This window comes from Asticcacaulis sp. (assembly GCA_024707255.1).
Lineage (GTDB): Bacteria > Pseudomonadota > Alphaproteobacteria > Caulobacterales > Caulobacteraceae > Asticcacaulis.
The window spans coordinates 1,706,646-1,730,334 of the sequence record JANQAC010000001.1; the positions used below are offsets into that span (position 1 = coordinate 1,706,646).

The 23,689-nt window shown below is 61.6% G+C and carries 24 protein-coding genes and 1 pseudogene; 13 read left to right on the forward strand and 12 right to left on the reverse strand.

The window, feature by feature from the left end; translation table 11 throughout:
• Positions 1–13: 13 nt before the first annotated feature.
• The 3 genes and pseudogenes from moaB to NVV72_08365 form a co-directional block, all read right to left on the reverse strand.
• A complete protein-coding gene (gene moaB, locus NVV72_08355) occupies positions 14–583 on the reverse strand; it encodes a molybdenum cofactor biosynthesis protein B (protein ID MCR6659340.1) in 570 nt (189 codons plus the stop codon).
• A 54-nt stretch (positions 584–637) separates the two neighbouring features.
• Positions 638–2,069 (reverse strand): annotated as a pseudogene (locus NVV72_08360) (mannitol dehydrogenase family protein).
• Positions 2,070–3,548, reverse strand: coding sequence for an altronate dehydratase family protein (locus NVV72_08365; GenBank protein MCR6659341.1), 1,479 nt, complete (start codon positions 3,546–3,548; stop codon positions 2,070–2,072).
• Positions 3,549–3,731: 183 nt separating this feature from the next.
• Here NVV72_08365 and NVV72_08370 point away from each other — a divergent pair, with 183 nt between their 5' ends.
• Positions 3,732–4,775, forward strand: coding sequence for a LacI family DNA-binding transcriptional regulator (locus NVV72_08370; GenBank protein MCR6659342.1), 1,044 nt, complete (start codon positions 3,732–3,734; stop codon positions 4,773–4,775).
• A gap of 90 nt (positions 4,776–4,865) precedes the next feature.
• Positions 4,866–6,278 (forward strand): glucuronate isomerase, encoded by a 1,413-nt coding sequence (gene uxaC / locus NVV72_08375; GenBank protein ID MCR6659343.1) that lies wholly within the window; start codon positions 4,866–4,868, stop codon positions 6,276–6,278.
• Between the two features lie 108 nt (positions 6,279–6,386).
• On the opposite strand, the gene NVV72_08380 is transcribed toward uxaC, so the two are convergent.
• Both NVV72_08380 and NVV72_08385 read right to left on the reverse strand, forming a co-directional pair.
• Positions 6,387–7,268 (reverse strand): sigma-70 family RNA polymerase sigma factor, encoded by an 882-nt coding sequence (locus tag NVV72_08380; GenBank protein ID MCR6659344.1) that lies wholly within the window; start codon positions 7,266–7,268, stop codon positions 6,387–6,389.
• Between the two features lie 91 nt (positions 7,269–7,359).
• Complete coding sequence (locus NVV72_08385; GenBank protein MCR6659345.1) at positions 7,360–7,815, reverse strand: carboxymuconolactone decarboxylase family protein; 456 nt, start codon at positions 7,813–7,815, stop codon at positions 7,360–7,362.
• 149 nt (positions 7,816–7,964) lie between these two features.
• Between NVV72_08385 and NVV72_08390 the strand changes: the two genes are divergently transcribed.
• Entirely contained in the window at positions 7,965–8,801 is an 837-nt protein-coding gene (locus NVV72_08390; protein ID MCR6659346.1) for a 2-keto-4-pentenoate hydratase, read from the forward strand.
• Between the two features lie 30 nt (positions 8,802–8,831).
• Entirely contained in the window at positions 8,832–9,836 is a 1,005-nt protein-coding gene (locus NVV72_08395) for a sugar kinase (GenBank protein ID MCR6659347.1), read from the forward strand.
• Between the two features lie 2 nt (positions 9,837–9,838).
• On the opposite strand, the gene NVV72_08400 is transcribed toward NVV72_08395, so the two are convergent.
• From NVV72_08400 to NVV72_08425, 6 genes are all read right to left on the reverse strand, one after another.
• Positions 9,839–10,627, reverse strand: coding sequence for an MFS transporter (locus NVV72_08400; protein MCR6659348.1), 789 nt, complete (start codon positions 10,625–10,627; stop codon positions 9,839–9,841).
• Between the two features lie 35 nt (positions 10,628–10,662).
• On the reverse strand, positions 10,663–11,274 hold the full coding sequence (locus NVV72_08405) for an MFS transporter (protein ID MCR6659349.1): 612 nt from the start codon (positions 11,272–11,274) through the stop codon (positions 10,663–10,665).
• A gap of 61 nt (positions 11,275–11,335) precedes the next feature.
• Complete coding sequence (locus tag NVV72_08410) at positions 11,336–11,890, reverse strand: sugar O-acetyltransferase (protein ID MCR6659350.1); 555 nt, start codon at positions 11,888–11,890, stop codon at positions 11,336–11,338.
• 13 nt (positions 11,891–11,903) lie between these two features.
• Positions 11,904–13,019: a PA0069 family radical SAM protein gene (locus tag NVV72_08415; GenBank protein MCR6659351.1), complete on the reverse strand. Its 1,116-nt coding sequence runs from the start codon at positions 13,017–13,019 to the stop codon at positions 11,904–11,906.
• Positions 13,020–13,063: 44 nt separating this feature from the next.
• Positions 13,064–14,047, reverse strand: coding sequence for a hypothetical protein (locus NVV72_08420; GenBank protein ID MCR6659352.1), 984 nt, complete (start codon positions 14,045–14,047; stop codon positions 13,064–13,066).
• Complete coding sequence (locus NVV72_08425; GenBank protein MCR6659353.1) at positions 14,044–15,021, reverse strand: glycosyltransferase; 978 nt, start codon at positions 15,019–15,021, stop codon at positions 14,044–14,046. The genes NVV72_08420 and NVV72_08425 overlap by 4 nt, the downstream gene beginning before the upstream one ends.
• Positions 15,022–15,248: 227 nt before the next feature.
• On the opposite strand from NVV72_08425, the gene NVV72_08430 reads away from it, so the two are divergent.
• From NVV72_08430 to argF, 6 genes are all read left to right on the forward strand, one after another.
• A complete protein-coding gene (locus NVV72_08430; GenBank protein MCR6659354.1) occupies positions 15,249–15,680 on the forward strand; it encodes a hypothetical protein in 432 nt (143 codons plus the stop codon).
• A complete protein-coding gene (locus tag NVV72_08435) occupies positions 15,680–15,871 on the forward strand; it encodes a helix-turn-helix transcriptional regulator (GenBank protein ID MCR6659355.1) in 192 nt (63 codons plus the stop codon). Before NVV72_08430 ends, NVV72_08435 begins: the two co-directional genes overlap by 1 nt.
• A 16-nt stretch (positions 15,872–15,887) precedes the next feature.
• Complete coding sequence (locus tag NVV72_08440) at positions 15,888–16,802, forward strand: TraB/GumN family protein (GenBank protein ID MCR6659356.1); 915 nt, start codon at positions 15,888–15,890, stop codon at positions 16,800–16,802.
• A 90-nt stretch (positions 16,803–16,892) separates the two neighbouring features.
• Positions 16,893–17,714, forward strand: a complete 822-nt coding sequence (locus tag NVV72_08445; GenBank protein MCR6659357.1) for a TraB/GumN family protein — start codon at positions 16,893–16,895, stop codon at positions 17,712–17,714.
• Positions 17,715–17,858: 144 nt separating this feature from the next.
• Positions 17,859–19,061, forward strand: a complete 1,203-nt coding sequence (locus tag NVV72_08450) for an aspartate aminotransferase family protein (protein MCR6659358.1) — start codon at positions 17,859–17,861, stop codon at positions 19,059–19,061.
• Positions 19,062–19,106: 45 nt separating this feature from the next.
• On the forward strand, positions 19,107–20,045 hold the full coding sequence (gene argF / locus NVV72_08455; protein MCR6659359.1) for an ornithine carbamoyltransferase: 939 nt from the start codon (positions 19,107–19,109) through the stop codon (positions 20,043–20,045).
• 104 nt (positions 20,046–20,149) lie between these two features.
• Here argF and NVV72_08460 read toward each other — a convergent pair whose 3' ends face one another.
• A complete protein-coding gene (locus NVV72_08460) occupies positions 20,150–20,389 on the reverse strand; it encodes a hypothetical protein (GenBank protein MCR6659360.1) in 240 nt (79 codons plus the stop codon).
• 206 nt (positions 20,390–20,595) lie between these two features.
• On the opposite strand from NVV72_08460, the gene NVV72_08465 reads away from it, so the two are divergent.
• From NVV72_08465 to NVV72_08475, 3 genes are read left to right on the forward strand one after another with little or no spacing between them, the layout of a single operon-like run.
• The gene (locus NVV72_08465; protein MCR6659361.1) at positions 20,596–20,793 is read left to right on the forward strand and encodes a hypothetical protein; all 198 of its coding nucleotides are present in this window, start codon (positions 20,596–20,598) and stop codon (positions 20,791–20,793) included.
• A 22-nt stretch (positions 20,794–20,815) separates the two neighbouring features.
• Complete coding sequence (locus NVV72_08470) at positions 20,816–21,199, forward strand: hypothetical protein (GenBank protein ID MCR6659362.1); 384 nt, start codon at positions 20,816–20,818, stop codon at positions 21,197–21,199.
• Complete coding sequence (locus NVV72_08475; GenBank protein MCR6659363.1) at positions 21,129–23,675, forward strand: hypothetical protein; 2,547 nt, start codon at positions 21,129–21,131, stop codon at positions 23,673–23,675. Before NVV72_08470 ends, NVV72_08475 begins: the two co-directional genes overlap by 71 nt.
• Positions 23,676–23,689: the final 14 nt, after the last annotated feature.

Genomic DNA, 23,689 nt, shown 5'->3' on the forward strand with positions numbered 1-23,689 from the left:
ATTTTTCCTTCAGTCACTTTTCTTTCAGGCGGGGCATCAGTTCGACCATATTGCACGGACCATGCCGGCTATCGAGCTGCCAGCGGATCACCTTGTCCCAGCCGTCCTTGACCGCGCCGTTCGAGCCCGGCAGGCAGAAGATAAATACGCCGTCGATGATCCCCGCAAGGGCGCGCGATTGCAGGGTGGAGAGGCCGACCGTTTGATAGCTCAGCATATGGAAAATGGTCGAGAAGCCTTCGATGCGCTTGGTCAGCAGCGGCTCGATCGCTTCGGGGGTGACATCGCGGCCGGTAATGCCGGTGCCGCCGGTGGTGACGATGGCGTCGATCTCGCCGGTATTGACCCATTTCATCACCTTGGCGCGGATGGCGTCGATGTCATCACGCACAATATTGCGGCGCACGACGCTGTGGCCGGCCGCTTCGATGCGCTTGACCAGCACATCGCCGGAGGTATCGCTTTCCTCGTCGCGCGTATCGGAAATGGTCAGGACGGCCAGGCTGACCGGCCGGAAGGGCCGCGTCTCGTCGATACGGCCACCGCTCAGAAAAGTCTTGTCCGCTTCCGTAATCTCGCTCATGCCGGCCTCATCTGTTGTTCTTCACAGCAGATTTAGGCGCTGGGTTTGCTTATCTCAAGCGAAAACGGTTTCGCTCTTGAGGAGTTCGGCATAGGCGCCTTCGATTCCGGCGATCACGGTGGCGTCCGTCGCCAGCGTTTCCGGGAAGACGGCGCGCAAGGCGAGGAAGCGGCTGACATCCGCTATCGTGTCGTCACAGGTCTTGCCAAGCGCGATCAGATCGTCCGCCAGTGGATCGGTGATCGCCTCACCGGTGATCGCTTTCCGGCTCACAAACCGCATCCACGCCGCCAGAGGCAGGCACAGCCGGCGGATATCCTGGCCGCGATCGAGTGCCTCGCCGAGACTGCTCAGAATACGGATCGGCAGTTTTTGCGAGCCATCCCAGGCGATCTGCGACAGCTTATGGACAATGGCCGGATTGCGGAAGCGCTTGAGAATATCCTCACTGTAGGCCACGAGATCGAGTCCTTCCGGCGCCTCCAGCAACGACACCACGTCCTCTATCATCAGCTTACGGATAGTATCGGCCAGCTCGGCGTCCTTCATGGCCTCGGAGACGCTTTCGTAACCGCGATGCAGGCCCATATAGGCCAGGGTCGAATGCGGGCCGTTGAGCAGGCGCAGCTTGGCGCGTTCATAGGCCGGCACATTGTCGGTCAGGGTTACCCCGACGCCCTGCCAGTCGGGACCGTTTTCATGGTCGTGCTTTTCGATCACCCACTGGGTGAAGGCTTCGCGCTGGATCGGCCAGGCGTCTTCCAGGCTGGTCACCTCCGCCACGCGGGCGCGCAGGGCATCATCGGTGGCCGGCGTAATCGAATCGACCATGGTGGAAGGGCATTGCAGGGTATCGTGAATCCACTTCGCCAGGTCATGATCACTCTGCCCAACAAAGACGGTGACGGCGTCTTTCAGGCGCGCGCCGTTCTTGGGCAAGTTATCGCAGGGGATCAGCACGAAGGGCTTCAGACCGGCCTGTCTGCGGCGGCGCAAGCCTTCCGCGACGTAGCCGATAAAGGATTTCGGCGCCTGCGGATTGGCCAGATCGTGGACAATGTCCGGGTGCTGAAGATCGAGCGAAAAAATCCGGCGCCAGGCAATAGCCTTTTTCGGTTACGGTCGAGGTGACGATTTCGACCGAAGGCCGCGTCAGGCGCTCAAATACCGCTTCGATATCCTCCGGGCCGACCAGGACTTCACGCATGGCGCCGATGATGCGGTAGCTGATGTCCTCATCGAGAATGGCCAGGGTGTAGAGGCCGTCCTGGGGTTTCAGGGCATCGCGCACGCCGGCCGAATGCAGCGACACGCCGCAAATGCCCCAGCGCGGGTCTTTCGCCGCCAGAGCATCGAAATACGCGGCCTGATGGGCACGGTGAAAGGCGCCAGGGCCGAAATGAACGACGCCAATATCCAGCGATGCCGGATCATAGGCCGGTTTTGTGGCGTTTGTGGTGGCAAGTGTATCAAGTGAAAGGCGCATTCAGAGCGTAACCCCATTTTTCCAGATGGCGATTTCGCGCTCATCGTTTGTTTCATTGCAGGCCGGCTGGCCCGAAGCGGTTTTGATGATCAGGTCCATCAGGTCATCGGCCGTCTGTTCCAGCGTGCGCCCTTCCAGCACCTGGCCGGCATTGAAATCGATCCAGCCGGGCTTGCGCGCCGCCAGGGCCGAATTGGAGGCAATCTTGAGTGTGGGGGCCGGAAAACCGAGCGGCGTGCCGCGGCCAGTGGTGAAAAGGACGATTACCGCGCCGGCGGCCGTCAGGGCTGTGGAGGAGACCGCGTCATTGCCGGGCGCTTCCAGCAGGGAAAGTCCCGGTTCGTGGGCGCGCTCGCCGTAGCGCATGACGGCATTGAGCGGGCTGTGGCCGCCCTTCTGCACAGCGCCAAGCGATTTTTCCTCCAGGGTGGTTATGCCGCCGGCCTTGTTGCCCGGCGACGGGTTTTCAAACACCGGCTGCTTGTGCGCGATGAAGTAGTTCTTGAAGTCGTTGACCACATCGACGACCTGGTGAAAGACCTTTTCGTCCCTGGCGCGGTTCATCAGGCCGCGTTCGGCGCCAAAGACTTCGGGTATCTCGGTCATGATCGCCTTGCCGCCGGCAAAGGCCACGCGGTCGGCGATCAGTCCGACCAGCGGATTGGCGGTCAGGCCGGAAAAGGCATCCGATCCGCCGCACTTGACGCCGATGGCCAGATCGCGGACCGAACAGGGTTCGCGCCGGTCCTTTTCGACCACGGCCACCAGTTCTTCCAGCGCTTCCAGTCCAGCGTCCTGCTCGTCCTCGACCATCTGGGCCGCGAAATATTTCAGGCGATCGGCCGGGCGGTCTATTTCCTTGATCAAGGCTGAAATCTGGTTGTTTTCACAGCCGAGACCGACGATCAGCACGCCGCCGGCATTGGGGTGCATGGCCAGTGACGCCAGCAGCTTACGGGTATGATCGAGATCGTCGCCCAGTTGCGAACAGCCGAGCGGATGGGTCAGGGCATGAATGCCATCGACGCGGCCCTTGAAACGCTCCGAAGCGATTCGCGCCAGCTTTTCCGAGGTCTTGGCCACGCAGCCGACCGTGCACAATATCCATATTTCATTGCGAATTCCGACCTGGCTATCCGTGCGGCGGTAGCCCTCGAAAGTGGCTTCCGTCAGGGCCGGTGGCATTGTAACGGGCGTCGGCTGGTAGCTGTAAGCCTCAAGTCCGCTTAAAGCCGTCACCAGGTTGTGGGCATGAACATGCTCACCGGCGGCGATATCCTGCGAGACGCGGCCGATGCTGAAGCCGAGCTTGATGACCTCGTCGCCGGCCTGGATATCCTTCAGCGCGATCTTGTGGCCCTTCGGCACATCATTGCGCAAAGCAATCTCACGCCCGTCGATGGCGATGAGATAACCCGCCGCCAGGTCCTGGAGGGCCACCGCGACGGAATCGCCCGCGCTGACCCGCAGCCAGGGCAGCGATACGCCTGCCGGATCATCCGCCATACACTTTAAACTCCAGGATGGGTTTTACAAATAATGATACCGGTGTCATAAACCGAGCGTGCAATCTTTTCAATCTGGCATTTCAAGAAAATAACTGTTCAGCCGCCACGAAGCCCGCTACCCATAGCCCAACAAGACGATCAGGCCCCATACTCCATGTCCGAAGACGCTATCGAGGAATTCATCCAGCGCCGCAAGAAGGCGACGATCAATGATGTGGCGCGGCTGGCGCGCGTGTCGAAAAAGACGGTGTCGCGGGTCATCAACAAGTCGCCCAGCGTGCGGGCCGAAACGCGTGACAGCGTCAATGCCATCATCGAGCGCATCGGTTTCCGGCCCGATCCGCAGGCGCGCGGCCTGGCTTTCCGCCGGTCGTTTCTGATCGGGCTGATCTACGATAATCCCAATGCGCAATATGTCGTCAATATGCAGATGGGCGCGCTCGATGCCCTGCGCGGCTCCGGCAGCGAACTGGTGGTTCACCCGTGCGACCGCCACAGCGACCGCTTCATCGAAGATATCCGTGATTTCATAGAGTTGCAGCGCCTGGCGGGCGTGATCATCCTGCCGCCGATTTCCGAGGATCGCCGCTTGCTGGCCCTGCTGGAGGAACTGGAGGTCGACTATGTTCGGGTGTCTGCCGTGCAGCCGACCACGACGACCGGCGGTTATGCGGTCCTGTCGAAAGAGCGCATCGGCTGCCGCGCCGCCGGCGAACATCTGGCGCAACTTGGCCACACGCAGATCGGCTTTATCACGGGGCCGGAAGGCTATGTCTCAGCTATCGAGCGGCGCGCCGGCTTCCGCGAGGGGCTTCAGGCCCACGGGCTGGATATAAACTGGGAACTGGAGGCGCAGGGGGCCTATACCTTTGAGTCCGGCCATGCCGCCGCCCTGAAAATTCTCGACCGGCCCAACCGCCCGACCGCGATCTTCGCCAGCAATGACGAAATGGCCATCGGTGCCTACAAGGCGGCCTTTGAACTGGGGCTGCGCATCCCGGCCGATCTCAGCATCTGCGGCTATGACGACAGCCCCATGGCCCTGCGCGTGTCGCCACCGCTGACCACGGTCAACCTGCCGAGCCGCGACATGGCCCGCGCCGCCGCCGCCACGCTTCTGGCCGATGAAGACGATCGCCGGGACGAAATCATTTTTGAATCCGGCCTGGTTGTGCGGGAATCGACGGCTCGCCTGTAGGGACGGTGAAAAAGCCTGTTGTCAAACGTAATGACACCGGTTACCTATGGCGGCAAATATCTCACAGGGTCGATCCCCAAGGTCAATAACATGTCCAAACCGCTTTTCCTTCACGCCGACCGCCTGTTTTCCAGCGATCCGGCCCAGCGCGCCATTGCGCGTGATCTCTATGCCAGCGTGAAGGCCCTGCCGATCCTGTCGCCGCACGGCCATACCGATCCGTCCTGGTTTGCCGACAACCAGCCCTTCGAGAACGCCACCGAACTTTTCCTGGCGCCGGACCACTACATCTACCGGATGCTCTACAGCCAGGGCATCGACATGGATTCGGTCGGCGTCGGCTCGAAGGCCGGTCCTTCCGGTGCCGATGCCCGCGCCGCCTGGCGCATCTATGCCGCCAACCAGCACCTCTTCCGCGGTACACCGTCCTCCATGTGGATGTCGCATGTCTTCGGCGAAATCATGGGCTTCGAGGTGGCGCTCGATGAAAGCACGGCCGACTTTTACTTCGACCGCATCGGCGAACTGCTCGCCTCGGAAGCCTACAGGCCCCGCGCCCTCTTCGATCGCTTCAATATCGAACTTCTGGCCACAACCGAAGGCCCGACCGATACGCTGGAGCATCACGCCAAGATCAAGGCTTCCGGCTGGAAAGGCCGCGTGATCACCGCCTATCGTCCCGATCCGGTTATTGATCCGGAGCACGAAGATTTCCACGAGAAGCTGGCCTTGTTCGCCGACCTGACCGGTGAAGATGTCCATAGCTGGAAGGGCTATCTGGCCGCCCACCGCAAACGCCGCGATGTCTTCACGGCTCACGGCGCCACCTCGACCGATCACGGTCATCCGACGGCGCAGACCGCCAATCTCTCGCATTCCGACGCCAAGGATCTGTTCCATCGTGTCTTGAAAAAGCATGTCTCCGCCGAAGACGCCGAACTGTTCCGCGCCCAGATGCTGACCGAGATGGCGCGCATGTCGCTCGATGACGGCCTGACCATGCAGATCCACCCTGGCGCCTACCGCAATCACAATGCCAAGGTGTTCGACAGGTATGGCCGTGACAAGGGCGCGGATATCCCGATGCCGACGGGTTATGTCCATGCGCTCAAGCCGCTGCTCGATGCGTTCGGCAATGAAAAGAACCTGACGATCATCCTGTTCACGCTCGATGAGACCAACTACGCCCGCGAACTGGCGCCGCTGGCCGGTCATTATCCGGTGCTCAAGCTTGGTCCCTCCTGGTGGTTCCACGATTCACCGGAAGGCATGATGCGCTTCCGCGAGCAGGTGACCGAGACAGCGGGCTTCTACAATACGGTCGGATTCAATGACGACACCCGTGCCTTCCTGTCGATTCCGGCGCGTCATGACGTCGCCCGGCGCATTGATTCCGCCTTCCTGGCGCGCCTGGTGGCCGAGCATCGCTTGGCCATAGAGGACGCCGCCCAGGTTATCCAGGACCTGACTTATAACCTGCCGAAAGCGGCCTATAAGCTGTAAAAATCTCCTCCCCATGACAATGGGGAGGGGGACCACGAAGTGGTGGAGGGGCGCCCCTCCGTCAGCGCTGCGCGCTGCCACCTCCCCAGCTATGCTAGGGAGGATAAATCAGTTCAGTCTCGTCAACTTGTCCGGATTGCGCTGAAACCAGACAGCGGTGATCCGGTCGTCACTCACTTCCACGCTCAGCACATCGGTGTAATCATCGGTGTGGGTGGTCAGCAATGACAACACGCCATTGACGCGTTCATAGCGCAGGGCCGCGGTCGTATGGTTGCGGAACTTCTGGTAGATGCCGGCCATGAAGGCGCCGACCCGGCGCTTGCCATCGAGAATATTGATCGCCGCCGATATCTTGCCGCCGCCGTCGCTGTAGAGCTTCACGTCATCGGCCAGCAGGGCTTCAAGCGCCGCCATGTCGCCCTTCTGCGAAGCGACCACGAAGGCTTCGAGATAGCGTCGTTCGTCATCGGGCGTCACCTTGAAACGCGGCCGGCTTGCCCGGACATGCTGGCGGGCGCGGGCGGCCAGTTGCCGGCAACTGCCTTCGGAGCGTTCCAGCGTTTTGGCAATTTCGTCATAGCCGATATCGAAGATATCATGCAGCAGGAAGCTGGCGCGCTCCAGAGGCGTCAGGCGCTCCAGGGCATAAAGCAGGCCGATGGACAGATCATCGGCCAGGTCTGTGGCGGCCGCCGGCGAGCCGGTGAAATCGCTGACATCGTGCAGCGGTTCCGGCAGCCATGGTCCGACATAGTCGATGCGCTTTTTGTGCGCCGATTTCAGGATATCGAGGCATAGGCGCGTCACGATCCGGGTCAGGAAGGCGCGTTTGTTTTCGATGGTCTCAGGTGCGGTTTCGCGCACACGCAGGAAAGCGTCCTGCACCGCGTCTTCGGCCTCGCTGACCATGCCCAGCATCCGGTAGGCGACGCCCTGCAAATAGCGGCGTTCGTCTTCAAACCACTGGATATCGGATTGAGGGATCATGATGACAATCTACAGAAAAGTAAGACACCCCACCACCGCGTAAACGCGGCGGTCCCCCTCCCCACCAAAGGTGGGGAGGTACAGGTCAGATTTACGCAGGCTTATCGTTGGCATGGAGGAAACGCATGGAAACAGCGAGGCGGTTCCAGGCGTTGATCATTGCAACCGCCAAAGTCAAATCGGCCATTTCCTTGTCGCTGAACTGCGCCTTGACCTCGGCATAGGTCTCGTCCTCGGCGCGATCGACATCGATATGGGTCAGGCTCTCAGCCCATAACAGGGCCGCGCGTTCCTTCTCGTTGAACATGCGCGACTCTGCCCAGGCGGGCAGCAGGTTCAGGCGGGCAGGGGTGTCGCCGGCCTTCAGCGCTTCTTCATAGTGCATGTGCAGGCAGAAGGCGCAGCCATTGATCTGCGAGACGCGCAGCTTGACCAGGCTGAGCAGCTTGAGATCAAGCGCGCCATGCAGATAGGTTTCAGTGGCAATCAGGCCGTTATAGCCTTCGGCGGCCAAAGCGGCGAGGTTCAGGCGGTTGAAGTGGGTCATGACAGTCTCCTTCGGTTGGGGTCTGCCAGTATGACGAGCCAGCCACCTCCGCTGTGACAGGGGGGCAATATTTTGTGCGGCTTTCGTATTTCGATTGAACATGACACCGGTATCTTTTAGGTTCGCGGCTCGGAAGGAAGCCCAATATCATGTCCCATAAGTCCATCGCCGATCGTTTCACGGCCGCCCGGCGCACGGCGACCGCCCTGCCGGATTATCCCGGCGACCTGCCGGCCGGCATGGCGGATGCCTATGCCATTCAGGATGCGGCGATCGATCAGTGGCACCAGAAACTGGTCGGCTGGAAAATCGCCCGCATTCATCCCGATTTTCAAGCGCGACACGGCGAGCGCATGGCCGGACCGATCTTCGCCAACAGCTTCCGTGAATACCAGGGCGAGCCCCTGACCTATCCGATTTTCACCGACGGTTTCGGTGCGGTCGAGGCCGAGTTCGTCCTGCGGATCGACCACGATGCCGATCCGGAAAAGACTAGTTATACGGAAGAAGAGGCCCTGCGCTTGTGCGATGGTCTCTATGCCGGGGTTGAGGTGGCCGGCTCGCCCTTCCCGAAGATCAACGAACTGGGGCCCACGGTTACCGCCTCCGATTTCGGCAACAATTTCGGCGAAATCCTGGGGCCGCGCCTGCTGGAAATCGATTCCGACACCACACTCGATACGGTGCGGCCCGAGGCTCTGAAAAACTACAGGTCGAAGACCGAGATCGACGGCCAGGTGGTAGGCGTTGGCGGGTTGTTCGTCATGCCGGGCGGGCCTTTTCAGGCCCTGGCCTGGCTGGCGGGTCACCTGGCCGTCCGCGGCCGTCCGCTGACACGCGGCCTGCTGATCTCGACCGGCCAGACCACCGGTGTCCATCGCATCCTGCCGGGGCAGACCTCGGTTATTACCTTCAGCGGTGTCGCGGATGTGGTAATAGAGCTGAAGACGGTGCCGCTTACCGTCGGCGCGCCAGAAATCGCCTAAAACCACATCATAAGACACACAGGAAACCCCATGCCATCGACCGCCCCCTTCGTCTGTTTCGGCGAACTGCTGATCCGCCTGACCGTCACCGGCGGTCATCTGCTGGAAAGCCTGTCGCCGCTGCAACCGGTCGTGGGCGGGGCGGAGGCCAATGTGGCGGTCGGGCTGGCGCGCCTGGGCCACGAGACGCGCATGGTCAGCGTGGTGGCCGATAATGCCCTGGGCGTGGCGGCGGTCAATGAACTGCGCCGCTGGGGGGTCGATACCTCTGCTGTGACGAAGGCTCCGCAGCGCATGGGCCTCTATTTCCTGACGCCCGGCGCCATTCATCGCCCGTCGGATATCGTCTATGACCGCGCCGGCTCGGCCTTCGCCCTGGCCGATTTCAGCGCGCTCGACTGGCCGAAGTTGTTGAAAGGTGCCGGCTGGCTGCATGTCTCTGGCGTCACGGCGGCCCTCGGCGAAAACTGCGTGACCGCGGCGCTGACCGCTATGAAGGCGGCGCGCAAGGCCGGTGTAAAGGTGTCGTTCGACTGCAATTACCGCCCTAAGCTCTGGGCAGAATGGAGCGCCGACGCACCCGCCTACATCGTGCAACTGATGGCAGAGGCTGACCTGATCTTCGGCGGTTACCGCGATATCGAATTGGTCAGCGGCCATCGCTTCAATGACGAGCGTGCGGCGGCGGACCATGCCTTCGCCGCCTTCCCGCATCTGCAACGCCTGGTCTGCACCCGGCGTGAACAGGTCAATGTCGACCATAACCGCCTGACGGGCCTGATGTATACACGCGACCATTCGCTGGAAACCGATACGCACAATATCGAGCGCATCATCGACCGCATCGGCGGCGGGGATGCCTTTGCCGCCGGCGTCATGCACGGGCTTTTGACCGGCGCCGACGATGAAAAGGCGCTCGATTACGGCATTGCCTGCGCCTGCCTGAAACACGCACAGCCGGGTGATGCCAGCCTGGCCACGCCGGCCGATCTCGACGCCTTCCTGAGCGACGACGGCTTCGACGTGAAGCGATAGATTTACCCTTTTGCCTCGTCGAGGTGCAGGTCTTTTTCCCCTGACTCACTGCCGCCGTCGCCGCGTTTGAGGCGGCTGAAGATCAGGGCGGAGACCAGGGTAAAGCCGCCCAGCACAAAGAACGCCTTGTGCAGGCCGTCAATCATGAGCGCCGGATTGCGGGTGGCGTCGGCTGGCAGGAAGAAGAGCGTGGTCAGGCCCGCTGCCGCCACGCCGAACGATACCGACAATTGCTGGAGTGTGCTGGCTATGGTGCTGGCGCCGCTCGACTGGTCACGCGGCACATCGGCATAGACCAGCGTATTCATGCTGGTGAATTGCAGCGAGGTCAGTACACCGTAAATCAGTGCCTGAAGGACAATAACCCAGATCGGCGTGCTGCGGCTGATTGTGCCGAACAGCATCAGCATCACGCCGAGGGCCAGGGTATTGAAAACCAGTATGCTGCGGTAGCCGAAGCGCTCCAGGATACGCGGCAGCAGGGTCTTGGTGGTCATCGAGGCTAGGGCCTGCGGCATGATCAAAAGCCCCGATTGCACCGGCGTCAGGCCCAGGCCGATCTGGTAAAGCATGGGCAGCAGGAAGGGCGCCCCTCCGATTCCGAGGCGGGTGATGAAACTGCCGCTGACCGCCGCCGCAAAGGTGCGCAGGCGAAAAAGCGTCAGGTTCAGCAAGGGAAAGGCCGTTTTCGCTGCGTGCAGGCCGTAGCCCAGGATCAGCAGCAGGGAGATGGTCAGCAGGCCCAGTATGCCGCCAATGCCCAGCCGGTGTTCACCGAAAACCTCCAGCACGTAGGAAAGCAGGGCAATGCCGGAACTGAACAGGATCAGGCCGAGGAAATCGAGGGGCGCGCCGCGCCGCGATAATCGGGCATTTTGAGCCAGACCATTGCCATGCCGATCAGGCCAACCGGCACATTGACGAAGAAGATCACCCGCCAGTGCAGGTAGTCGACGATCAGGCCGCCGATCAGGGGCCCCAGCATCGGCGCGATCAGCACCGGTACGGCGACGAAGCTCATGGCCCTGACCAGGTCCGTGCGCTCGAAGGTGCGGACCATGACCAGCCGACCCACCGGCGTCATCATGGCGCCGCCCATGCCCTGCAGGACGCGACAGGCCACCAGCATATGGATATTGGTCGACAGTCCGCACAGCAGCGAACCGAGCGTAAACAGGCCGATGGCGGCGGCAAACACAGTGCGCGTGCCGAAACGATCGGCCATCCAGCCGCTGATCGGGATGAAGACAGCCAGGCTTAGGGTATAGCTCGACAGCACGGCCTTCATGCTGAGCGGCGTGACCGCCAGCGCTTTGGCGATGACCGGGACGCCGGTATTGAGGATGGTGGTATCTAGCGCCTCCATGAAGAAGGCGACGGCGACCAGCCAGGGCAGGATACGCCGTGTTATTTCTGGGGTGCGTTCGGCTCTGGTCAATCCGGTAATCTCTGGTTTCGCCCCCGGCAACTATGGGCCGGCGGAATCACTCATGCAACCGTCATTCGGCGATCGAGCGAATGACCCGCGCCGGATTGCCGGCCACCAGCATATTGGCGGGCACATCCCTGGTGACAACGGAACCGGCGGCAATCACAGAATTTTCGCCTATTGTCACGCCGCCGATAACGGTTACATTGGCGGCGATCCAGACATTTTTGCCGATCACGATCGGTTTTGCGATGACTGCATCACGCCGCCGGGATGGCTCGATCGGATGGCTTGAGGTGATCAGGCTGACATTCGGCCCGATCATCACCTCATCGCCGATATCGATGCCGCCGAGATCATAGATCGTGCAGTTCTGATTGATGAAGACATGCCGTCCGATGCGGAGATTGTCGCCGCCGGTGGTATAGAATGGCGGGATCAGCGAAAAGCCATTGTCCAGCGGCGCGCCGATCAGTTCGCTGAAGAGAAAGCGGACTTCCGCCGCGTCGTCATATGTCAGGCGGTTGAGGGCAGCGGTCATGGCCATGGCGCGTCTGACGCTGGCGACCATGGCTGCCGATTCCGGTGTCCGGCGCGCAATGATTGTCGTGCGGTCATCATCCATCTGATATCTTTCTTTAAAACAAACGCATCTGCGGATCACCGCCGCGAAACTGGCTGCTGTCAAGCGGCCGGCCGGGCTTGTCCAGTCCGTAACGCCTGATGGCCTTCTCCAGGCGGTTCTGGATCAGGTCGGCATAGACGCCTTCGCCGCGCATCCGGCTGCCGAATTCGGCATTATAGAGCTTGCCGCCCCGGCATTGGCGGATGTGATTGAGCACCTTTTCGGCGCGATCGGGGAAATGCGCGCGCAGCCATTCCTCGAACAGCCCCTTGATTTCATGAGGCAGGCGGATCAGCACGCCACCGGCCCGTGTGGCGCCGGCATGGGCTGCCGCCTCCGTGACTTTTTCGATCTCGTGGTCGGTCAACCCCGGAATGACCGGCGCCATCAGAACACTGGTGGGGATGCCGGCGTTGGTCAGGGTGCGGACGGTATCCAATCGGCGGGAGGGCGTGGCGGCACGCGGTTCCATGACGCGCGCCAGATCGCGGTCAAGCGTGGTGATCGACAGGGTGGCCTTGAAGAGGTTCAGGTCCGCCATCGCGGCCAGTATATCGATATCGCGCTGGATCAGGGCCGACTTGGTGACGATATGGACGGGGTGGCGGAATTCATACAGCACCTCCAGAATGTTGCGAGTCAGTTTCTCCGATTTCTCCGTCGGCTGATAGGCGTCGGTATTGATGCCGAGCGCGATAGGGGCCGGGGTGTAGTTCCGCGCCGACAGTTCCAGGCGCAGGGCGGCTGCGGCATCCGGTTTGCGGAAGATGCGCGTTTCGAAATCCATGCCGGGCGACAGGTCGAGATAGGCATGGCTGGGGCGGGCGAAGCAATAGATGCAGCCGTGTTCGCAGCCTTTATAGGGGTTTATCGAACGATCAAAACCAACGTCGGGCGAGGTGTTGCGGGTAATAATGCGCCGGACGCTATCGACGCCGAGGATGGTCTGGCGCCGGGCCTTGCCCCAGTCTTCGCGTTCATGATCGCTCCAGCCGTCATCGATCTCGTAACGGTCGGCCACGCCGAAGCGGTGACTTGGCCGGTTGGAGACTGAGCCGCGTCCCTTGCGTGGCAGGTCGGGCAGGGCATCGTCACTTTTTGTGCGTGTATTTGGTGGCGGCGCGGGCATGGCCGCATCCTATGCCGAAATAAGAACAAATCAAGAACAAATTATCAGGCGGCTTTTTCACGCTTGCGGCTGACGGTCGGGGCAATAAACGGCCTGACGCCTTCGTCATAGATGATCGTGCCGGGCCGCTGCGGATCGAGCGAGAAGGCCGGGGTCAGTGGGCTCTTGTGACCCTTGAAGCCGCCGCTCATGAGCTTGTAGAGGCGGGCGAAGACGATCTTCAACGGTTCCAGGATCTTCGGCGATTTCGCTACGCTCGGATTGAGGCCGAACAGTCTCCGCAGCAAACCATTGGCATAGATGACATTGGCGTGCCACAGGGCGCGCGGCGTCATGAACTCGATTGACAGCGACACATTGACCATGTCGCCATTGACGATACGGTGCGGCGCGTTCTGCGGCCAGGTCAGCATTTCGCCCGGCTTGAGATCGTGGATCAGAGCCTTGCCATCGAAGGCGGGGTCATACGGCAGGTTCTCGTCGCTTTCGCGCAGGGCGATGCCCTCGATCTGGCGATCGGTGAAAAAGCCGGCATCGGCGGGATAGAGATAGACCTTCTTCACGCCGCAGATCTGCCACAGCATGACCATCGGCATGTCGAGATGGTAGACGACATGAGCGTTGGGCGAGGAGATCAGCAGGCCGAGATCGGTCTTGAGGTTATGCGTGCCGGTCTTTTCCGCCACCTCGGCGAAGATGCGGTCACACAGTTCGCCAACGGCCGGATCAGAATGATTGACGCGGCGGAGATTCAGCCACAGGCGCCCGTGTTTCACGGCTTCCATCAGGGCGCGGCCGTCCAGTTCGGTGCCGTCTTTCGCCGTCTTGCGGCCGAGATACCATTCACCGAAAACCGTCTGGTCGTAACCCATGGTGAAGACCTCGACGCTGTCACGCGGATAGCGGTCGATGAGGGCGATCAGCGCCTCTTCGCTGAAGAGTTCGCTGTCGGCGATATTATGCGTGAACAGCAGGTTTTCCTTCGTGAAGGCGCGCTGCTTTTCCGGTGTCCAGTTGATCAAAGTCATGGTTTTGTTTTCTTGTCTTTTTTGAGCAGGACCTGCCCGTAGAATTTCATCTTGAAGGGTGGGAACCACAGGGTCTTGCCGAGGCCGCGCGCCGCCTTGTCGAGCACGAAAGCCCGGCGCGGATGGCCGATGGCGAAGAGACCAAGGCTGGCAATTCCGAACAGTCCGGCCTGAATCAGGCCCTGTGCCATCCAGCTGGCGCAGGCGAGGAACCGGCCATTGACGCCGCTTGAATGACTGGGGCCCTGGCCGTAGGCGAAGCCGCGCTTCAGCGTGTACGCCAGGGTAGCGCGGGCGGGTGGCACGTCTTCAAAGACGGGGGCATCGGCGGCCCAGGCCATGACACGGCCCTCGGTCTTCATGGCGGTGAAGAGGATATCGTCCTCGCCGCCCATCTCGTTCTGCAATGTGCTGAACGGCGTTTTCGAGGTGAGCGCAGACGTCTTCAGCAGGGAATTGCCGCAGCCGTAATAGTGCGGCAGGATTTCCGATTGTGCCGGACCGAAACGCGAAAAGAAATGTTCGTAATAGGGGCGATTGTGGCGGGTATCGGCAGGCAGGCGGGCAGTGACCGGCCCGAAGACAACATCAGCGTTGAATTGGGTTTGCGCGGCCATGAGGCGGCTTAGCCAATCCGTCGGGGCCTCCTCGTCGTCATCGAGAAAGGCGATGAAATCGCTGTCGCAGACGGCCACGGCGCTGTTGCGCGCATTGGCGACGCCGGTTTTCGGCTCGTGGATATAGATCACTGGAAAAGGCGCGTCGAAGCCTTCGACCTGAGCGCGCGCCGAGGCTTCCGGGCTGTTGTCACAGACGATCAGGCTGAGCGGCGGCGCATCCGCCTGGGTGCGGATCGACCGCATCGCCGTTTCCAGCCCCTGCGGTCGCCGAAAGGTTGGAATAATGACGCAGATGCGCGCAAGGTCGCTCTTGGTGTTCTGGGACATAAAGGCGTGCGGACTGCTGTCGGGCATGGAGGAAATGGACGCCTTCAGGACATAAGAGGATCGGAATGCCGTGAACAGCAAGGTTCGGGCCACCCAGACCCTGCCACAAAAGGGTAAATTTCAGGTGTGGCATCAGGCTTAACGGTATTTAAGGCTGGCTATTATGACAACCACTCTGGACATAATGACAAGGGCGCTTGACATGTTGTGTGCGAATATGTAAAGCATCCTTGTCATTCATCGGGAGGTTGGTCATGACGGGATCGAAATGGAAGTTTGTTGGCGGGGTGGCCGTGGCGGCATTGATCGGCGGGCTGCTGGGCGGATTCAATATGAGCTGGAGCCGTGAGCCGTCGTTTCCGCTCTATGGCTTGATCATAGATGTTTGCGCCCTTCCAGTCCTGATCATGCTGATTCTCTACGTGCGCAAGCTGAAGGCAGCCACGACCGATGAATTCAGCATCGCCAAGAAGCGCTATGCGGCGCAGAGCGGTTTTCTCATCGGCTTCATACTGTTCCTGATTACCGGTCTGTTTCCGATCTTTTTGCCGGACCTCTATCGCCAGTTTATCGCCAGCATGGATGGCGCCAATGACGGCTTTCTGATCGGGCGCGTGTCCGGCATGGCGCCGTTCGTGCTGGGGCTGCTGATCGGGCAGGTCAATGCCTGGCTGAAATATCGCTGATGAAAAACCGCCTGAAAATCCTGCGCGCCGAACGCAACTGGTCGCAGGCCGACCTGGCTGACCGGCTGGCTGTGTCGCGCCAGACGATCAACGCCATCGAGACGGAAAAGTACGATCCGTCCCTGCCGCTGGCTTTTAAAATTGCGGACCTGTTCGCCTTGCGGATAGAAGATATATTTATGCCCGTTTGAGGTGCTTGGGGGATCCATGCTTTCCAGATTGAAAACCGGCCTGCTGGCTGTCATCGCTCTCCTTGGCTGCGCTTTCGCGCCGATGGCTCAGGCGGAAGTACCGGCCACTCAGGTCAAGCCCGCCCAAATTCGCCCTGCCATGTGGGTGATCAAGGACGCGGATCTGACCATCTATCTGCTGGGATCAATCCACGTCATGACCCCTGAGACGCCCTGGTTGACACCGGCTATCCAGAGCCGTTTCGACAGCGCGCAGGATGCGTGGTTCGAGATTCCTGACCTCGACAACAAGGCGACCGCCGGTGCGATTGCGCAGAAATACATGTTCGATCCGAAGGGCGACATGAGCAGCGGCCTGACGGCGGAAGAGCTGGCGCGTGTCGATGCGCTATTAAAGCCTATGGGGCTGAACGCGGCGGCGCTGAAAGCCATGCGCAAATGGGCTGTCGGGCTGATCATTACCATGCAGGAGGTCAATCAGCTTGGGTACGCCACGGATACCGGCGTCGATGTGACCCTGATGAAGCAGGCACGTGAAACCGGCAAGGGCGTTCATGGCTTCGAGACGATGGAAAGCCAGATGCAGGCCCTCGTGCCGGAAACCGAGGCGGATGAACTGATCGCCCTGCGCGCTACGCTTACCGATATCGAGACCATGCCGCAGGATCTGGGCGACCTGTTTACTGCCTGGAAGCAGGGCGATACTGAAGCCTTGACCCGCCTGATGATTGACAAGATGCAGGCCGAAGACCCAAAGAGCTACCAGCGCCTGATCGTCGAGCGCAATGCCGCCTGGGAACCGCAGATCGAGCAGATACTGGCCGGCAAGGGCACGGTTTTCATCACGGTCGGCGCAGGGCACCTGGTCGGGCCGGACAGCGTGATCGCCATGCTGAAACAGCACGGTATTCAGGCGGAGCGCGTGCAATAATGCCTGTCCCGATCTGATCCTTAACACAGCCTTAAGACTGGCCCAAGGCTTGCAGGGGTTCCTCCGGAATATAAAAGCCGGAGGTCGGAAATGCGGGCGGTCAATTACGCGGACGGTGTCTTTTTCAAAAAGAGAAAGCGGTCAACCCGCTGGCTGGTGGAGGCCGGGATCATCATGGGGGCGGCCATGGGTATCGCCGTCGTCGTGCCGCCGCTCGGCATGTGGTGGCACCGCTCGCACAATCCGGACGCCGTCACCGTGGCCTTTACGCCGGCCGCCGATCCGGATGTGGCCGAGGCCGGGGCCGGCCCGACGGGATCGCCCCTGCTGTGGGTTATGAAGTCGGGCGATTCCACGGTCTATCTGTTCGGCGGGTTCAACAGCTCGGGCGACATCGCATCCGGCTGGATGGACCGCCGCCTGTTCACGGCCTTCGATAATGCCGATACCACCCTGTTCGAGGTCGGCGCCTATCCCGATGTACTCCCGGCCGATGTGGTGACGCTGCGTCCGGATGCCGCGCTTTATCACCGTGCGGACGCGATGCGAAAGATGACCGTCGGGCTTGATAAGGGCGCATCCGAAGCCGGGCGCGTCACCGCCGAGGGCGTGACAGATGACGGTTTTGTGCTGCCGGCCGAAGCCTGGCGCACCGGCGACCAGAAGTCCCTGACCGACACCCCGGCCCTGCTGGCCGAGGCCGATCCGGCGGGCTACGATGCCCTGATCGTGAAGCGCAACCAGGCCTGGCTGCCGACCATCGAAAAGGCGCTGTCCGAAAAGGGCACGACCTTCGTCACGGTGGGCGCCACGCACCTGATCGGCCCCGATGGGCTTGTGGCGCAGTTGCGGCGGAGCGGCTATGCGGTGACGCGGCTTGATTCCGTGACCAGGCCGGTGGTGGCGGGGTGAGCGAACGCCCCACCACGCCCTGTGAATATCGTTGACATTACGGTGATTATTCGACAAAAGGCCCGCCTAAGCCCCCAACAGCTTAGACGCCTTCTTTCCCTTGCGTGAGGTACGCAGGGTTTTCGCCGTTTTTGGGGTATTACCATGGCTCAGTCGGAAGATCATTTGTTCGGTGTGTATGCGCGGGCGCCTATCGAGGTGGAGCGCGGCGAAGGCAGCCGACTGTATGACCGATCGGGCCGTGAGTATCTCGATTTCGTGCAGGGCATCGCCGTCAATGGCCTGGGCCACGCCAATCCAGTGCTGATCGAAGCCCTGAATGCGCAGGCGCATAAACTGTGGCACGTCTCCAATATCTTCCGCATTCCCGGCCAGGATGAACTGGCGGGCAAGTTGTGCGCGTCGTCCTTTGCCGACCAGGTGTTCTTCACCAATTCCGGCACGGAAGCGGTCGAATGCGCCCTGAAGCTGGCGCGCAAGTACCATGCCTCGAAGGGCCATGAAGAGCGCATTGACATCATTGGCTTCCAGGGCGCCTTCCACGGCCGCACCTATGCCGCCGTGACCGCCGCCGGCAACCAGACCTATCTCGACGGCTTTGGTCCGCGCCTGCCGGGCTTCGTCAATGTGTCGCTCGACGATCATGACGCCCTCCGCGCAGCGGCGGAAGCACCGACCGCGGCGGCCATCCTGGTCGAGCCGGTTCAGGGCGAAGGCGGCGCACGCGCCCTGACTGACGCAGAATTACAGATGCTGCGCGACCTGTGTGACGCCAACGGCCTGCTGCTGATCTTCGACGAAATCCAGTGCGGCATGGGCCGGACCGGCAAGCTGTGGGCCTATGAGCATTCCGGCGTCGCGCCCGATGTCATGTGCATCGCCAAGGCTTTGGGCGGCGGCTTCCCGATCGGCGCCTGCCTCGCCACGCGCGAGGCGGCTTCAGGCATGGTGGTCGGTTCGCACGGCTCGACTTTTGGCGGCAATCCGCTGGCCATGGCGGTCGGGATCGCCGCTTTCGATGAAATATCGAAGCCGGAACTGCTGGAAAACGTCGTCAAGGTATCGGGCTATCTCAAGCAGCAGCTTGAGGGTCTGAAGCAGGCCTGGCCGGACATGATTGCGGATGTGCGCGGCAAGGGCCTTCTGATCGGTATCAAGCTGAAGCCCAACAACCGCGAAATGATGGCCCTGGCGCGCGATAACGGCCTGCTGGTGGCCGGCGGCGGCGAAAACTGCATCCGTATGCTGCCGGCGCTGAACCTCACTGAGGCCGATGCCCGCGAGGCGCTCGACCGTCTGGAAAAGACGTTCGTGGCTGCCCGCGAAAAAGCAAAAGAAACCGCGTAAATTCAAGATTGGGGTCATGAAGTGGCCCTCAAGGGGGAGTCCTCCATGACCCGTCATTTTCTCGATATCTGCGACCTGACCGCCGAAGAGCTGCGCGCCATCGTCGATGACGCCCACGCCCGCAAGCGCCTGCGCCGTGACTGGCCGAAGGGCAAGCCCGATGCCGACGCGCCGGCGAAGGACCGCGTGCTGGCCATGATCTTCCAGAAGAACTCGACGCGCACGCGCTTTTCGTTCGATGCCGCCATCCGTCAGCTCGGCGGCCGTGCCATCATCTCGACCTCGAACGACATGCAACTCGGTCGCGGCGAGCCGATCGAGGATACTGCTAAGGTGCTGTCGCGCATGGTCGATGCCATCATGATCCGCGCCAATGAGCACGATGACGTGGTGCGCCTCGCCAGGGCCTCCACCGTGCCGGTCATCAATGGCCTGACCAATGCCTCGCACCCTTGCCAGATCATCGCCGATATCCAGACGATCGAGGAGCATCGCGGCGCCATCGAGGGTAAGACCCTGGCCTGGATCAGCGACGGCAACAATGTCTGCAACAGCCTGATCCATGCGGCGGCGCGTTTCGGCTTTACGCTGAAAATCGCCTGCCCGGCGGCCTACAAACCGTCTCAGGCCGCCATGGTCTTTGCCTCAGAATCGCGCGCCCACGTTACGGTCACGCAGGATCCGCAAGAGGCCGTACGCGGCGCCGATGTCGTGCTGGCCGATACCTGGGTCAGCATGGGCGATCTCGACCATGACGAGCGCCTGGCCGCCTTCCAGCCTTACCAGGTCAATGCCGACCTGATGAAGCTGGCCAAGGATAATGCCCTCTTCCTGCACTGCCTGCCGGCCCACCGTGGCGAGGAAGTGACCGAGGATGTCATCGACGGTCCGCAATCGGTCATTTGGGACGAGGCTGAAAACCGGATACATGCCCAAAAGGCTATTCTCGCCTGGTGTTTTAGCGCGCCATCCTTGGCCGACTAATACGCAGTCTGCGCTAGCGGGTACCAAGTGTACCCGCGTCACTTGCCGGCTATTATTCGCCTCAAGGCTGGCGGCTAAAACGGGCCGGCGCTTTAAGGGTGCAATTACGGATGCGGGAACTGTTCCGGGGGCTTGGTCTGTATGCCCACCAGGTTCAGCAGATGCACGACCAGCAGCAGGGCGGCCGTAAAGGTCAGCAGCATCAGGAAGCGCCAGGGCACCATGCGCGGGCCCTTGTTCGGGTCCATCGGCCGGGCGCCGAGATAACCGAACAATGCGGTAAAAAGCCCGCTGACAATCGTGAGAATCACGGTAAGGGATAAGGTCAGTTCCATCCGTCGCATATGTCGTGGAACGGCATTTCGGGCAAGGCCGCGGGGCGATTTTATCGCGCATTTCCGCCTGACTGTGGCATTTCCCGCATCCGGTGACTGGCCTCGCCAGTTTTCCCCAGAAGATTAACGTCCCGCCATATATAGTGGTTAACGAGGTGTTTACACCCCACATAATGTTGTCTACGCTCGCTACCTGACGAAGTTAGGGGAATCGCATGAGCGCGAACGCACCGTGGAGTGTGAAGGGTATTGACGCCAGGGCGCGCGAAGTCGCCAAGGATCTGGCGCGCCGCTCCGGCCTGACCCTCGGCGAATGGCTCAATCAGATGATTCTCGAAGGCGAGGATGTCGGGGCGCTGATCAGCCGCGAAAGCGACCGCGCCGAACGCCCTGTATATCGTGACTCTCTATAATGAACCCGAAGCGGGAGGCCGCATGGCCAAGAGACATACAGACGCGCCGCGCAAACCGGCCGCGCCCTATTCATCCGCCGCTCAGCCGCTCGGTTCGCGTGAAATGAGTTCGCGTGATCTGCGCCGCCGGTCGATCTTTGACGAACGCCCGGCTTATGATGACGGTTATGCCGCCGAAGAGGCGCACTATGAGGCTGCCTCAAGCGATCTCAGTCGGGTGGCTCGCGCGCTTGAATCTCTGGGCGCGCGCATGGAAAATTCCGAAGCGCGTTCGGCCAGCGCCGTGCGCGGTGTCTCCCATGCCGTCGAAACCGTCCTGAGCCGGCTGGAGCGTAATGAGGCCGCGCACGCCGAGGTCCGAGGGCCGGATCGAAGAGCAGTCCGAAGCGGTTGTGTCGTCGTTTGAACGACTGGCGCGCACCGAGGAAGATCACGGCCTGTTCGCCGAGCGCCTGGAGCAGGCGGAACGCCTGATCGATGCCCAAGCTGAGCGTCTGGAGGGATTGTCCGGTCATGTGCGTGAAGCACGTGAGCGCGCCGCGAAAATCGAGCAGGAACTGGCCTCGCCCAAGGTAAACGAAACGGTCCGCGCCGTTGAAGCCACGCTCGGCAAGCTGGCCAACCAGCTTTACGAGGGCGAAGCCCGGACCCGCGACAGCCTGACCGGTGTGCGTGAGGATATGGTTGGCCTTTCGCATCGCCTGTCGCAGATGGAGCTGCGTGATCCCGACCGCGCGGCGCAAGGGCTGATCGACAAGGTGGTGGCGCAACTGGCGCACCGTCTCGATGCCGCCGAAGCCAATACCAGCGGCGCCATCCGCACACTCGAACAGGCGTTCAAGGCGCTTGAAGGCCGCCTAAACCAGGTGGAAGCGGGCGGCGATGTCACCGATCCCGAAGCCATGAAGTCCCTGAGCGGGCTGGCGGCCGACCTGTCGCGCCGCGTCGAGGAATCGCGCCAGGACCTGTTCAGCGCCTTGCAGACCGGCAAGCAGGAAACGATCGAACTGGCGGTCAAGGTTGTGGGTGAGCGCATCGAGCAGTCGGAAAAGCGCTCCGCCGGCGCGATCGAGCGCATGGGCCAGGACGTGCTGCGCATCGCCGACAATCTCAACCGCCGCATGGCGGGGGTCGAGACCAGCAATCATGACGGCCTGACCCGCGTCAGCCGTGATGTCCAGCGCATCGCCGATACGGTCGATGGCCGCTTCAACCGCATCGAAGGCAGCCATGCCCAGGCGCTGGAACGTCTCGGCGGCGAGATCGCCCGCATTTCCGAACGTTTGACAGGCAAGATGGCCGAATCCGAACGCCGCGCGGCGGAAGTCGTCGGTGCGGTGGGCGAACAGTTCGAACGCCAGCGCACGGACCTGTCCGATCGTATCCGCGCCAGTGAGGAACGCACAGCGAAACTGCTGGAAGAGACGCGCGCCCGTATCGATTCACGTCTCGCCAAGGTGCAGACGGAAAGCCTCCTGGCCGAAGCCGAAGCGAAACCGGCTAAGCCGTCTGCCCGTCATGATGATGATATGGATGGCGGGCTGCCCAATCCATTCGCCGCCACGCCGCAGGATACGCGGGCGGAGGCCCCGGAACCGACTAAGGGGCCGGCCGAAGAGGAAGCTATCGACCTGACCGGCCGCCTGCTTGATTTCGGCGAGCCGCAGTTCAAGCCCGATTTCGATCCGTTCGAGGAAGAGGATCTGGAAGCTGACCTGGTAATGAATGCGCCCCTGACGGCCCCTCTGTCGTCTGCCGCACCGCCGGTCAGGCCGCCGCTGCCAGTCATTGAACCAGTGATGGAAGAGGAAGATGACAGCGACCCGTTCGCCGATATAGAGGTGTCGCGCAAGACGGCGCCGCGCCAGGCCGTGCATATGGAAAGCATTCCGCAGCAGCCGATGATTCACGCCGAGGTGCCGGCTGAATCTGCGCGCAATCCTTTCGATGATGAGGATGAAAGCGATTTTGGCGCCGCTCCGGTTTCGGTGTCGACGCGCGATGCCTTGGCGGCGGCGCGGGCGGCGGTGCGCGCCAGCATCGAAGGCAATGAGGACCGCAAGTCGGGCGGGCTCGGTCTGGGCCTCCTGCGGGCGGGGCCGTCAAAGGCCAAGGGCGTCAAGCCGGAAGCCGCCGCGAAGACCAAGGGCGGCAGCACCTTCCTGAACGCCGTCAAGGCATCGTCGGTGGCCATGGGCCTGGTTGCGGTCGGCACAGCCGGCTGGGTTGTCGTCAACAAACTGGCCAATGAGCAGAAGGCCCCCACGCCCATCGCGGCTTCGGCCCTGACGGTCAGTGCGCCGGCGGTTCAGGACCAGCAGGCGCTCAAGACACGTTATGACCTGGCACTGCAAGCCTTGCAGGCCCGCGATCCGAAATCGGTCGATCTGATGAAGATGGTGGCCAACCAGGGCTATGCACCGGCCCAGTACCAGCTTGGTATCCTCTATAAGGGCGGTACGCTTGTCACTGCCGACAAGGCCGAGGCGCGCACCTGGATGAAACGCGCGGCCGAAGGCGGCGTGCCTGAAGCCATGAACGAATACGGCTACATGTTCTATAACGGTGAAGGCGGCGACCAGGATCGCCCCACGGCGGCGCTGTGGTTCCGCAAGGCGGCGGAACGCGGTGTTGTCGACGGCCAGTATAATCTGGCCCAGCTCTACCAGAGCGGCAAGGGCGTGCCGCTTAACCCGAGCGAAGCCTACAAGTGGATGAAGATCGCCGCCAATAATGGCGCCGATGGCGCCAAGGCTTACGCCGCCGACCTCGGTTCGCAACTGAGCGACGAGCAGCGCGCCCGTGCCGATGATGCCGTGGCGCGGTTCACGCCCATAAGCGACGGCGGCCCGGTGACGGCCGGTTCGGAATCGGCCGGATAAAACGACTGAGCGAT

Coding starts and splice junctions, on each gene's coding strand:
- NVV72_08425 (MCR6659353.1), bottom strand. CDS start 15,021: ATGCCCGACAGCAGTCCGCACGCCTTTATGTCCCAGAACACCAAGAGC.
- NVV72_08395 (MCR6659347.1), top strand. CDS start 8,832: ATGCCATCGACCGCCCCCTTCGTCTGTTTCGGCGAACTGCTGATCCGC.
- NVV72_08420 (MCR6659352.1), bottom strand. CDS start 14,047: ATGACTTTGATCAACTGGACACCGGAAAAGCAGCGCGCCTTCACGAAG.
- NVV72_08435 (MCR6659355.1), top strand. CDS start 15,680: ATGAAAAACCGCCTGAAAATCCTGCGCGCCGAACGCAACTGGTCGCAG.
- NVV72_08465 (MCR6659361.1), top strand. CDS start 20,596: ATGAGCGCGAACGCACCGTGGAGTGTGAAGGGTATTGACGCCAGGGCG.
- NVV72_08380 (MCR6659344.1), bottom strand. CDS start 7,268: ATGATCCCTCAATCCGATATCCAGTGGTTTGAAGACGAACGCCGCTAT.
- NVV72_08415 (MCR6659351.1), bottom strand. CDS start 13,019: ATGCCCGCGCCGCCACCAAATACACGCACAAAAAGTGACGATGCCCTG.
- NVV72_08450 (MCR6659358.1), top strand. CDS start 17,859: ATGGCTCAGTCGGAAGATCATTTGTTCGGTGTGTATGCGCGGGCGCCT.
- NVV72_08460 (MCR6659360.1), bottom strand. CDS start 20,389: ATGCGACGGATGGAACTGACCTTATCCCTTACCGTGATTCTCACGATT.
- argF (MCR6659359.1), top strand. CDS start 19,107: ATGACCCGTCATTTTCTCGATATCTGCGACCTGACCGCCGAAGAGCTG.
- NVV72_08445 (MCR6659357.1), top strand. CDS start 16,893: ATGCGGGCGGTCAATTACGCGGACGGTGTCTTTTTCAAAAAGAGAAAG.
- NVV72_08390 (MCR6659346.1), top strand. CDS start 7,965: ATGTCCCATAAGTCCATCGCCGATCGTTTCACGGCCGCCCGGCGCACG.
- NVV72_08440 (MCR6659356.1), top strand. CDS start 15,888: ATGCTTTCCAGATTGAAAACCGGCCTGCTGGCTGTCATCGCTCTCCTT.
- NVV72_08475 (MCR6659363.1), top strand. CDS start 21,129: ATGAGGCCGCGCACGCCGAGGTCCGAGGGCCGGATCGAAGAGCAGTCC.
- NVV72_08370 (MCR6659342.1), top strand. CDS start 3,732: ATGTCCGAAGACGCTATCGAGGAATTCATCCAGCGCCGCAAGAAGGCG.
- NVV72_08385 (MCR6659345.1), bottom strand. CDS start 7,815: ATGACCCACTTCAACCGCCTGAACCTCGCCGCTTTGGCCGCCGAAGGC.
- NVV72_08470 (MCR6659362.1), top strand. CDS start 20,816: ATGGCCAAGAGACATACAGACGCGCCGCGCAAACCGGCCGCGCCCTAT.
- NVV72_08430 (MCR6659354.1), top strand. CDS start 15,249: ATGACGGGATCGAAATGGAAGTTTGTTGGCGGGGTGGCCGTGGCGGCA.
- NVV72_08410 (MCR6659350.1), bottom strand. CDS start 11,890: ATGGATGATGACCGCACGACAATCATTGCGCGCCGGACACCGGAATCG.
- uxaC (MCR6659343.1), top strand. CDS start 4,866: ATGTCCAAACCGCTTTTCCTTCACGCCGACCGCCTGTTTTCCAGCGAT.
- moaB (MCR6659340.1), bottom strand. CDS start 583: ATGAGCGAGATTACGGAAGCGGACAAGACTTTTCTGAGCGGTGGCCGT.